Below are 10,821 nucleotides of genomic sequence, written 5' to 3' on the forward strand. Positions count from 1 at the left end.
GGAACCAGGAGAGGGAAGCGGGAATGGTGCGGGACGGGCGACGGATGCCGCCGCTGGGGGCGGGGCGCAGGGCGGCCGGACTGGCACTGCTCGGCTGGCTGGACGACATGCGGGCACCGCGGCTCTGCCGGGTGGCGGGGCCGCCCGGGGCCGGCAAGTCGCACCTGCTGGCCTGGCTGGTCCGCGGCTGCACGACGGACGAGGCGCCGGGCGAGCGGCGGATCCACGCCGTGCTGCCCGCCGCCGGGGCCACCCTCCGGACGGCCGTCTGGTCGCTGGGCCACCAGCTCGACCTGGTGGCGCACGCCCCGGGGCCGCTGATCGAGGCGATCGCGGCGGACAACCGCCCGACCCTGATCTGCGTCCCCGAGCTGGACAGGGCCGACGACCCGGCCGGCCTGGTGACCGGGCTGCTCGACCCGCTGCTCCGGCTGCCCGGGGTGCGCCTGGTGGTCGAGGCGGCGACCGGGGGCGCGGCGGCCGGGGCGTTCACCGCGGTGCCCGCGCCGGCGGTGCTGGAGCTCGGCGATCCGCACTGGACGGACCGGGAGCGGTTCGCGCAGTGGGCGGCGGCCCGGGGCGGCGACGCGGGCGCTTACCCGCTGCCCGGCCCGGTCCTCGGGACGCCGGCCGCTCCGCCGGTGGTGCCGGCCGGTGCCGATCTGCGGTCCGCCGGCGAGGAGGCGCTGTCCGCGCTCTGGACGGCGGCCGCGGCCGGTGGCGACCCCGGCCCGCTGACCGCCGATCCGCTGCTCTACGCGCTGGCCCGCCCCGTCCCGGTGACGGCGGCCGTCGAGCGGCGGGACGACGCGCTCGGCCGGGCCTGGCGCGCCGCCGGTCCGGCCGTGATCGAGGAGCCCGACCCGGCCGTCCGGGCCGCCGTGCTGCGGACCAGGCTGCTGGGCGCGGACACCGCCGCCGCGGCCGCCGCGGCCGTCCTCGCGCAGTTGCCCGCGCCGTGGTCCGGGCGCTGGGCGCGCTGGGAGGGCACCGACCGGGACTGGCCGGGCCCGGCCGTCGCGGTCACCGCCGGGGTCGGGCCGTACCTGTCGCAGGTGCTGGTGGCCGATCCGACCGGCGCGGTGCGGACCTTCGACGTCGCCACCGGCCGCCGGGTCGGTGCCGTGGTGGTGCCGTCCCCGCGCCCGCTGCGGGGGCTGGCCGTGACGGCCGGCGGTTCCGTGGTGCTGCTCGACGCCTGGGGCCGGGCGGAGCTGGTGGTGCCGGCCGAACCGCGGCCGGGGCTGGACGGATACGGGCTGATGGCGGCGCTGGACGCGGTCCGCGCGGTGGCCGGCGGTCCGGGCGGCGGTCTGAGCGCGGTGGCCGCGATCGGCGGGCTGGCCGACTCCGCGCCCGCCTTCGGCGACGCGGCCGGCGCCGTGCACTGGTACCAGGACGGCGCGGTGGTGAGCGAGCGGCTGCACCAGGGGCCGGTCACCGCGCTGGCCGGCGCCGCGCTCGGGGGCGGACCGCTGTCCGATCCGGAGATCCCGCTGCTGGTCAGCGGCGGTTTCGACGGCGCCGTGCGGCTCTGGGGCCCGCGCTCGGCGCCGATGCCCGAGCCGTCCGACCGGCGCGGCTGCCCGGTGACGGCGGTGGCCGCCGGGGCGACCGCGGCCGGCCCGGTGGTGGCCGCGGCCTGGTCCGACGGGCTGGTCCGGGTGCGCGACCTCGGCACCGGCGGGGTGCTGGACCTGCGGACGGGCTCCGAGGTCTGGTCGCTGGCGCTGGCCGGGACGCTGCTGGTGCTGGGCATGCCGGACGGCCTCGCCGCGGTGGACAGCCGGCCCCGGCCGCACGGGGCCGGGGCCCCCGCCGTAGGGCTGCGGGCCGGCGCCTGAAGCAATTTTCATTAGCGAGAGTAATGACATAGACTAAGGACATGCCCGAGATGTCCGAGCAGGACCTCGCAGCCGTCAGTCAGCTGCGGTCGTCCACCATGCGCCTCTCCCGCCGCCTGCGTCACCAGCGGGTCGAGGAGTCGCTCAGCCCTACCGAGATGGGGGTGCTGGGCACCCTCGCACGCTGCGGGAAGGCCACGCCGGGTGAGCTCGCCCGGAAGGAGCACGTGCAGCCGCCCTCGATGACCAGGATCGTCGCGATGCTGGAAGAGAAGGGCCTGGTGCGGCGGGAGCCGCACCCGGAGGACCGCCGTCAGGTGGTCGTCAGCAGTACCGAACAGGCGGAGGTGATCCTCGCGGAGAGCCGCCGCCGGCGCAACGCCTGGCTCGCCGAACTCGCCGAGGGTCTCGACGAGGAGGAGTGGGCCGCCCTGCGGGCGGCCGCGCCGGTGCTCTACAAGCTCGCACACCTGTAAGACACGCTCGGGGCCCAGCCGTTCCGGTCAGCCGCCGGAGGACGAAGGAGAACCGCATCACCGCAGCACCGACCACCGAAACCAGGAGCGCGACGACCCCCTGCCGGGTCGTCGCGCCGCGAGGGGAGAGCACCGTGACACCGCCGGCCGCAGCCAGCGCCGCCATCCGCACCGACGAACCGACCACCGAACCCGCCACGGCCACCGCCGCGGCCGCCGACGCCCAGGCACCCGCCCCGACGGGGCCGGCCGGCAACGGCGACGACGACCCCGACGAACGCACCGCGGCGGTCACCCCCGCCGCTCAGGAATCCCCGACCGGAGCCCGCTTCACCCGGCCCGGAGGGATGTTCTCCTCACTGCGCGTCCGCAACTACCGTTACTACTTCGCCGGCCAGGTGGTCTCCAACACCGGTACCTGGATGCAGCGGATCGCCCAGGACTGGCTGGTCCTCAGCCTCACCGGCAGCCCGCTCGCGGTCGGCATCACCACCGCCATGCAGTTCCTGCCGATGCTGCTGCTCGGCCTCTTCGGCGGCGTGCTCGCCGACCGGATGCCCAAGCGCCGGCTGCTGATCTACACCCAGGGCGCGATGGGCCTGCTCGCCGCGGGCCTGGCCGTGCTGACCGTCGGCGGCGTGGTGACGCCCTACTACGTGTACGCGTTCGCGCTGCTGCTCGGCCTCGTCACGGTGGTCGACAACCCGACCCGGCAGGCCTTCGTCTCCGAGATGGTCGGTCCCAAGGACCTCGCCAACGCGGTCAGCCTGAACGCCGCCAACTTCCAGACCGCCCGGCTGGTCGGCCCCGCCGTCGCGGGCCTGCTGATCGCCGCGGTCGGCAGTGGCTGGGCCTTCGCGGTGAACGCGCTCTCCTTCGCCGCCGTGATCGGCGGGCTGCTCGCCATGCGGTCGTCCGAACTGCGCCCCACCGCGCCGATCGCCCGCGAGAAGGGGCAGTTGAGGGAGGGGCTGCGGTACGTCAAGGAGCGGCCCGAGCTGCTCTGGCCGATGGTGCTGGCCGGCTTCATCGGCACCTTCGGGTTCAACTTCCCGACGCTGCTCTCCGGTTTCGCCCACGACACCTTCAAGGTCGGCGCCGGGCAGTACGGCCTGCTGAACACCGCGATGGCGGTCGGTTCGCTGGCCGGCGCGCTGCTCGCGGCCCGGCGTGGCGCGCCCCGGCTGCGCCGGCTGGTCGCCGCCGCGCTGGCCTTCGGCGCGCTGGAGGTGCTGGCCGCCTTCGCGCCCGACTACTGGTCGTTCGCGCTGCTGCTGACCCTGATCGGGGTCTTCGGGCTGAGCTTCAACACCTCGGTCAACTCGATGCTCCAGCTGGGCACCGACCCCGCGATGCGGGGCCGGGTGATGGGCCTGCTGGTCCTGGTGTTCACCGGCGGCACGCCGATCGGCGCGCCGGTCGTCGGCTGGGTGACGGCCTCGTACGGGCCCCGGCTCGGGCTGTTGGCCTGCGGGTTGGTCTCGGCGCTGGCGGCCGGCACGGTCGGTCTGGTGCTGGCCCGCAGTGCGGACCTGAAGGTCCGGGTCGATCTGCATCCGGGTCGCGGCGGGCGGGTGGTCGCCTTCGTTCCGCGCACCGTCGCCCCGACCAAGTCCGAGCTGGCACCGGCCTGCTGACGGCTCGTCTCCCCGGAGCGCACCGCGTGGTGCGCCCCGGGCGCGGGGTCAGAGCCGGATCTCCAGGATCTGGCCCCGCCAGGGCCTGCCCTTGTACTCGGACTCGAAGGCCTCGGTCTCGGTGAAGCCGAGCGCCCGGTACTGCTCGACCAGACGGCGGTCCTCGCTCGCGAAGCAGTCCACCCGGAGCAGGCCGATACCGCGCCGGCGGGCCTCGTCGAGGGCGTCGGCGATCAGCGCGGCGCCGATGCCGGAGCCCTTCAGGGAGCGGTCGGTGACCAGGTTGCGGACGTACAGCTCGCGCTCGTCCACGGGGGTGGCGTAGGCGTTGGCCTGCTCGGACAGCACGCAGCAGCCGATGGTGCGGCCCTCGTCGTCCGTCGCGAGCCGGATCAGGAACGGCTCGGCGGTGTACCCGTCGATGCGGTCGATCAGGGCCGGGACGCTGCTCCAGGGCCGGTCGCCCCACTGGTCGGCGCGGCCCCGCTCGGCGAGCCAGGCCACCGCGCCGTCGAGCAGGGCGAGGATGTCGGCGGTGTCGGCGCGGCCGCCGGTACGGATCTTCATGAAAAAGGTTCTAACCCAAACCGGGCGGCGGGGGGAAGATGAGTCCATGAGGCTCTTCGTGGCGGTGCTGCCGCCGGTCGAGGCGTTGCAGGGGCTCGCCGACGCGGTCGCCCCGGTGCGGGCCCTGCCGGGGGCGGACCGGCTGCGCTGGACGGCCGTCGAGGGCTGGCACCTGACCCTGGCCTTCCTCGGCGAGGTGCCGGCGGAGCGGCTGCCGGAGCTGGAGGCCGGGCTGGCGGCGGTGGCCGGGGTGCACGGGGTGCACCGGCTGCGGCTCGCGGGCGCCGGGCGGTTCGGCGACCGGGTGCTCTGGGCCGGGGTGGAGGGCCAGGCGTGGGCGCTGCGGCGGCTCGCCGAGGCCGTGCACGAGGCCACCGCGGAGGTGGCCGGTGAGGTCGACGCGTTCACCTTCCACCCGCATCTCACCCTCGCCCGGGCCGGCTCCTCCCGGGGGCACCGGCGGGCGGCGCAGCGGGGGGCGGTGGCCGAGCTGGAGGCGCTGGAGTCGGCGCTCGGCGGGTACCGCGGGCCGGAGTGGGAGGCCGCGGAGCTGCGCCTGATGAAGAGCGAGCTCGACGGCGGCTTCGCGCACTACGAGACGGTCGCCTCCTGGCCGCTGGCCCGCTGGAGCTGAGGCGGGCCCGGGGGTGGCGGCCCGCTGGGGGCCGGGCCGCCGGCGCGTGCGTGGTGGCCCGTTCAGGGCCAGACCCGCATCGCGTCGGCGGCGACCCGCTCCAGCTCGGCCCGGTCGGCGCCGTCGCGGGCCCGCTGGGACATCCCCTGGAGCACGGTGGCGGTGAACTGCGCCAGCGCCGCCGCGTCAGCCCCGGCGGGTTCGCGGCCGGCCGCGATGTCCGCCCGGATCAGTGACTCCAGCGCGCGGACGTTGGCGTTGCGGATCTCCCGGAGCGCCTGTTCGACCTCGGGGGACGTGCAGTTCACGGCCGAGCTGATCAGCAGGCAGCCCCAGGGGTGCTCCGGGTCGGTGGCCTCGGCGGCGGCCTCATGGAGCATCCGGGCGATGCCGGCCCGGGCGGTGGGCTCCTCGGCGAGCGCGCGGGTCGAGTAGGCGCCGTGGCTCTCCCGGTAGCGGGCGACGACCTCCGCGAAGAGCGCGCGCTTGTCGCCGAAGGCCGCGTACAGGCTCGGCGGGCGGATGCCCATGGCGGAGGTGAGGTCGGCGACCGAGGTCGCCTCCCAGCCGCGCTCCCAGAACAGCCGAAGGGCCTGCTCCAGGGCGGCCTCGCGGTCGAAGGAGCGGGGGCGTCCGCGCCGAGCTGTGCCGTTGCCCGCGTCGGCGGGCGGGACGGCGGCTGCGGCGGCTGGGGTGGCTGGGTCGGGGGCCATGCCTGCCATTCTATATCGAACACTACAGAAGCTCTGGTACGGTTCATTTCATTAGCGACCGCTACAGAAATAGGGGGCGTGGCCATGGGCACGCTTGCGGGCAGGACGGCTCTGGTGACGGGCGGCAGCCGGGGGATCGGGCGAGGCATAGCCGAGCGGTTGGGACGCGACGGGGCGCTGGTCGCCGTCCACTACGGCCGTGACGCCGAGGCGGCGGCGCGGGTCGTCGGGGTGATCGAGCGGGCCGGCGGCCGGGCCTTCGCGATCGGCACCGAACTGGGGGTGCCCGGTGACGCGCGGGCGCTCTGGGCGGCCTTCGACGCGGGGCTCGCCGCGCACGGCGGCGGCGAGGGCCTGGACATCCTGGTGAACAACGCCGGGATCGGTCAGAACGGGCGGATCCACGAGGTCGCCGAAGCGGACTTCGACCGGGTGTTCGCGGTGAACGCCAAGGCGCCGTTCTTCATCGTCCAGCATGGCCTGGGCCGGCTGCGGGACGGCGGCCGGATCGTCAACGTCTCGTCCGGGGTCACCCGGGTCGCGTTCCCGTCAGCCGTCTCCTACGCGATGACCAAGGGGGCGCTGAACACCCTCACACTGACGCTCGCCGAGGAGCTCGGGCCGCGCGGGATCACCGTCAACGCGGTGCTGCCGGGCATCGTCGACACCGACATCAACCCCTGGCTGGCCGACCCGGCGGCCCGGGCCGGGGCGGCCGGCCACTCGGCCTTCGACCGGGTCGGTGAGGCGGCCGACGTGGCGGACATCGTGGCCTTCCTGGCCTCCGACGACGCCCGCTGGATCACCGGGCAGAATCTGGACGCCACCGGCGGATCCAACCTCGGGGTCTGACCGCCGACGGGTCGCGGGTACGCTCGATGACCGTGGATCCCAAGACTCGCATGCGTATCGTGACCGGCGCCCTGGTGCTGCTGCTGGTGGTCGTCCTGATCAGCTCGCTCGTCAACAGGTAGCGCGAACAAACGGAAGGGCCACCGCCCGCAGGCGGTGGCCCTCACGCGTGTGCCGGCCCGCTCAGGGCCGTGCGACCGTGCCGGTGCTCAGAGCTGCTCGACCACGTAGTCGATGCAGGCGGTGAGCGCCTCGACGTCCGCCGGCTCGATGGCCGGGAACATCGCGACGCGCAGCTGGTTGCGGCCGAGCTTGCGGTACGGCTCGGTGTCGACGATGCCGTTGGCACGCAGTGCCTTGGCGACGGCGGAGGCGTCCACCGCGTCGTCGAAGTCGATCGTGCCGACCACCTGGGAACGCTCCGCCGGGTTCGCCACGAACGGGGTGGCGAACGACGACTTCTCGGCCCAGCCGTACAGCCGGGAGGAGGAGTCGGCCGTCCGGGCGACCGCCCAGTCCAGGCCGCCGTTGCCGTTCAGCCAGTCCAGCTGGTCGGCCAGCAGGAACAGGGTGGAGATCGCCGGGGTGTTGTACGTCTGGTCCTTCGACGAGTTGTCGATGGCCGTCGGCAGGTCGAAGAACGGCGGGATGTAGCGGCCGGAGCCGGCGATCTCGGCGGCGCGCTCCAGGGCGGCCGGGGAGAACGTCGCCAGCCAGAGGCCGCCCTCGGCGGCGAAGGACTTCTGCGGCGCGAAGTAGTAGACATCGGTCTCGGTGATGTCGACCGGCAGGCCGCCGGCGCCCGAGGTGGCGTCCACCAGGACCAGCGAGCCCTCGTCCGCCCCGGCCGGGCGCCCGATCGGCATCGCGACACCGGTGGAGGTCTCGTTGTGGGTGAGCGCGTAGACGTCCACGCCCGCCTCGGCGACCGGCAGCGGGTGGGTGCCCGGGGCGGTCTTGATCACGGTCGGCTCGCCCAGCCAGGGCGCCGCCTTGACCGAGGAGGCGAACTTGGAGGAGAACTCGCCGAAGTCGAGGTGCTGGGACTTCTCCCGCACCAGGCCGAAGGCCGCGATGTCCCAGAAGGCGGTGGAGCCACCGTTGCCGAGAACCACCTCGTACCCCTCGGGGAGGGAGAAGAGGCTGCTCACGCCCTCGCGCACGCGCTTGACCAGGTTCTTCACCGGGGCCTGGCGGTGCGAGGTGCCGAGCAGGGAGGTCTCGGTGGCGGCGAGGGCACTCAGGGCCTCGGGGCGCACCTTGGACGGGCCGCAGCCGAAACGGCCGTCTGCGGGCTTGATGTCAGCGGGGATCTGGATCTGAGCCACGGGCGGCAGCCTACCGGCCGCGATTGCGGAAGTGTTACGGCAGTCCGCCCGCTGAGATGCGATCTTCACGGCTGCGAGCTGCGGAAACAGCGGGTCCGACGGAGCGTCGGACCCGCTGCTCACCAGCGGTTTCTCAGTGCGCGATGGCCTCGAAGCCCTCGATGTCGCGCGGGCTGCGCGGGGCGGGGCCGATGTAGCGCGCGGCGGGGCGGACGAGCCGGCCCGTGCGCTTCTGCTCCAGGATGTGCGCCGACCAGCCGGCGGTGCGCGCACAGGTGAACATCGAGGTGAACATGTGCGCCGGGACCTCGGCGAAGTCCAGCATGATGGCGGCCCAGAACTCGACGTTGGTGGCCAGCACGCGGTCGGGGCGGCGGTTGTGCAGCTCCTCCAGCGCGGCCTTCTCCAGCGCCTCGGCGACCTCGAAGCGCGGCGCGCCGAGCTCCTTGGCGGTGCGGCGCAGCACGCGGGCGCGCGGGTCCTCGGCGCGGTAGACGCGGTGGCCGAAGCCCATCAGGCGCTCGCCCTTGTCCAGCGCGTTCTTCACCCAGGCCTTGGCGTCGCCGGTGCGCTCGATCTCCTCGATCATGCCGAGCACCCGGGACGGCGCGCCGCCGTGCAGCGGGCCGGACATCGCGCCGACGGCGCCGGAGAGCGCGGCCGCGACGTCGGCACCGGTGGAGGCGATGACGCGGGCGGTGAAGGTGGAGGCGTTCATCCCGTGCTCGGCGGCGGACGTCCAGTAGGCGTCGATGGCCTTGACGTGCTTCGGGTCCGGCTCGCCGCGCCAGCGGATCATGAAGCGCTCGACGACCGTCTCGGCCTTGTCGATCTCGCTCTGCGGGACCATCGGCAGGCCCTGGCCGCGGGCGGACTGCGCCACGTACGAGAGGGCCATCACGGCCGCCCGGGCGAGGTCGTCACGGGCCTGCTCGGCGGAGATGTCGAGCAGCGGCTTGAGGCCCCAGACCGGGGCGAGCATGGCGAGGGCGGACTGCACGTCCACCCGGATGTCGCCGGAGTGGACCGGGATCGGGAAGGGCTCGGCGGCCGGCAGGCCGGGGTTGAACTTGCCGTCCACCAGCAGGCCCCAGACGTGGCCGAAGGAGACGTGGCCGACCAGGTCGTCGATGTCGACTCCGCGGTACCGCAGGGCGCCGCCTTCACGGTCGGGTTCGGCGATCTCGCTCTCGAAAGCGACGACTCCCTCAAGCCCGGGTACGAAGTCGGACATGCGACGGCTCCTTCAGCTCTGTGATCGGCGGGCCGCCGTGGTGGGGCGGTACGCCAGTGACCGAATGGTGTTTGGCACTCGGTGCCAGCCTGACAGGCACGGGGTGCATTGCGCCATACACCACGGTGGTGATGTTTCCCGCAGGACCGCTCGACCTTCACCTGAGGGCCGGTCGCGCCCGGCGATTCTCCGGAATCAATCATCGGTTTCCGGACAATTGCCTGTAGCTCGGACGGCCGAGCGGTGGCGAGACACCTTATCTCCCACGGGGGTTTGTCCGGAGGTAGCGGTGCCGGTTGCTTGTCGTACGGGATGATGTTGACGTGCAGACCCCGGAACGCGCCCAGTCGACGCCCCCGAGCCCCGCCTCCCGGATCCTGGCCGAGGAGGCCCGGCCCGGGCCGGACCTCACCGTGATGCGCAAGCACTACACCCACGAGGGCCTGGTCGAGGGGCAGCTCGCGGCCGACCCGGTCACCCAGTTCACCCGCTGGTTCCACGAGGCGGACGACGCCGGCGTGGTGGAACCCAACGCGATGGTGCTCTCCACCGCCGACGCCGGGGGGCGGCCGAGCTCGCGCACGGTGCTGCTGAAGGGCTTCGACCGGCGCGGCTTCGTGTTCTTCACCAACTACGGCTCCCGCAAGGGCACCGAGCTGGCCGTCAACCCGCAGGCGGCCCTGCTCTTCCCCTGGGTGGCGCTGGCCCGCCAGGTGATCGTGCAGGGCCGGGTGGAGAAGGTCGGCCGGGACGAGACCGCCGCCTACTTCCGCACCCGACCGCACGGCTCCCAGCTCGGCGCCTGGGCCAGCGAGCAGTCCAGCCCGGTCGGCAGCCGCGAGGTGCTGGAGCAGCGGTACGCGGAGCTGGAGCGCCGCTACCCGGAGGGCGAGGGGGTGCCGGTCCCGCCGTTCTGGGGCGGGTACCGGGTGGTCCCGGAGAGCGTGGAGTTCTGGCAGGGCCGGGAGAACCGGCTGCACGACCGGCTCCGCTTCCTCGCCGACCCGTCGGCGCCGACCGGCTGGCGGGTCGAGCGGCTCTGCCCCTGACCGCCGGGGGCGGGCCGACACCGCCGTCGTGGCCGCCGCGCCGGGTGTCGTCGACCCCGCCCCGGCCGGGAAAGGGCCTGGCGCGGCGGCGCAGCACAGCTGATGGCCCGTCATGCACGGGTGTAGGATGCGCGTCGCGGACCGGGTCGACTCCCCGGGGCCACCAGCCCGCTGGGCCGAGCAGATCGAGTGAGGGACTGATGGGCGTCACCGGTGCGGGAACCGCCGTTGGACTCGGCTCTGACCTGGTCGACGTCACCGCCCTGCCGCTGGACGAGATCGACGCCCTGCCCGACACCGTCCTCGGCGACCTGCTGCGCCGGGTGGTCGCGGACGTCCTGGCACCCGGCGCGGAGCCGGTCGCGGCCTTCCAGTCGTCCCTGTAGTCCCGGAGCCACGAGCTTCGCCGACTCCCGGGCACGACCGCGGAGTTCGCGACATGCTGGGGAGGACAGCAGCGCAGTCGCGGCACCGTCGGGCCCGGGGG

11 protein-coding genes are annotated in these 10,821 nt (G+C 74.2%); 7 read left to right on the plus strand and 4 right to left on the minus strand.

All coding sequences use genetic code 11. From position 1 onward, the window contains the following. Window positions 1-23 precede the first annotated feature (23 nt). From OG618_RS21665 to OG618_RS21675, 3 genes are all read left to right on the plus strand, one after another. The gene (locus OG618_RS21665; protein WP_329489191.1) at window positions 24-1,844 is read left to right on the plus strand and encodes a hypothetical protein; all 1,821 of its coding nucleotides are present in this window, start codon (window positions 24-26) and stop codon (window positions 1,842-1,844) included. A 41-nt stretch (window positions 1,845-1,885) separates the two neighbouring features. Next, window positions 1,886-2,320 carry a MarR family winged helix-turn-helix transcriptional regulator gene (locus OG618_RS21670; RefSeq protein WP_329489192.1) on the plus strand — a complete coding sequence of 145 codons (435 nt, stop codon included), beginning with the start codon at window positions 1,886-1,888 and terminating at the stop codon, window positions 2,318-2,320. Between the two features lie 134 nt (window positions 2,321-2,454). Continuing rightward, window positions 2,455-3,957, plus strand: a complete 1,503-nt coding sequence (locus OG618_RS21675; protein ID WP_329489193.1) for an MFS transporter — start codon at window positions 2,455-2,457, stop codon at window positions 3,955-3,957. Window positions 3,958-4,005: 48 nt separating this feature from the next. On the opposite strand, the gene OG618_RS21680 is transcribed toward OG618_RS21675, so the two are convergent. Then, window positions 4,006-4,524: a GNAT family N-acetyltransferase gene (locus OG618_RS21680; protein WP_329489194.1), complete on the minus strand. Its 519-nt coding sequence runs from the start codon at window positions 4,522-4,524 to the stop codon at window positions 4,006-4,008. Between the two features lie 46 nt (window positions 4,525-4,570). On the opposite strand from OG618_RS21680, the gene thpR reads away from it, so the two are divergent. After that, window positions 4,571-5,158, plus strand: coding sequence for an RNA 2',3'-cyclic phosphodiesterase (thpR, locus tag OG618_RS21685; RefSeq protein ID WP_329489195.1), 588 nt, complete (start codon window positions 4,571-4,573; stop codon window positions 5,156-5,158). Between the two features lie 62 nt (window positions 5,159-5,220). Here the strand turns inward: thpR and OG618_RS21690 are convergent, their stop codons facing one another. Then, window positions 5,221-5,871: a TetR/AcrR family transcriptional regulator gene (locus OG618_RS21690; RefSeq protein ID WP_329489196.1), complete on the minus strand. Its 651-nt coding sequence runs from the start codon at window positions 5,869-5,871 to the stop codon at window positions 5,221-5,223. Window positions 5,872-5,955: 84 nt separating this feature from the next. Between OG618_RS21690 and OG618_RS21695 the strand changes: the two genes are divergently transcribed. Continuing rightward, complete coding sequence (locus OG618_RS21695; protein WP_329489197.1) at window positions 5,956-6,723, plus strand: SDR family oxidoreductase; 768 nt, start codon at window positions 5,956-5,958, stop codon at window positions 6,721-6,723. A gap of 209 nt (window positions 6,724-6,932) precedes the next feature. On the opposite strand, the gene serC is transcribed toward OG618_RS21695, so the two are convergent. Both serC and OG618_RS21705 read right to left on the minus strand, forming a co-directional pair. Next, window positions 6,933-8,051, minus strand: coding sequence for a phosphoserine transaminase (serC, locus tag OG618_RS21700; RefSeq protein ID WP_329489198.1), 1,119 nt, complete (start codon window positions 8,049-8,051; stop codon window positions 6,933-6,935). 133 nt (window positions 8,052-8,184) lie between these two features. Further along, window positions 8,185-9,285, minus strand: a complete 1,101-nt coding sequence (locus OG618_RS21705; RefSeq protein ID WP_329489199.1) for a citrate synthase 2 — start codon at window positions 9,283-9,285, stop codon at window positions 8,185-8,187. Window positions 9,286-9,701: 416 nt separating this feature from the next. Here OG618_RS21705 and pdxH point away from each other — a divergent pair, with 416 nt between their 5' ends. Continuing rightward, window positions 9,702-10,334 (plus strand): pyridoxamine 5'-phosphate oxidase, encoded by a 633-nt coding sequence (gene pdxH / locus OG618_RS21710; RefSeq protein ID WP_329492207.1) that lies wholly within the window; start codon window positions 9,702-9,704, stop codon window positions 10,332-10,334. 200 nt (window positions 10,335-10,534) lie between these two features. Continuing rightward, a complete protein-coding gene (gene fxsA / locus OG618_RS21715) occupies window positions 10,535-10,720 on the plus strand; it encodes an FxSxx-COOH cyclophane-containing RiPP peptide (protein WP_329489200.1) in 186 nt (61 codons plus the stop codon). Window positions 10,721-10,821 lie beyond the last annotated feature (101 nt).

This window comes from Kitasatospora sp. NBC_01246, assembly GCF_036226505.1.
Taxonomy (GTDB): Bacteria; Actinomycetota; Actinomycetes; order Streptomycetales; family Streptomycetaceae; genus Kitasatospora.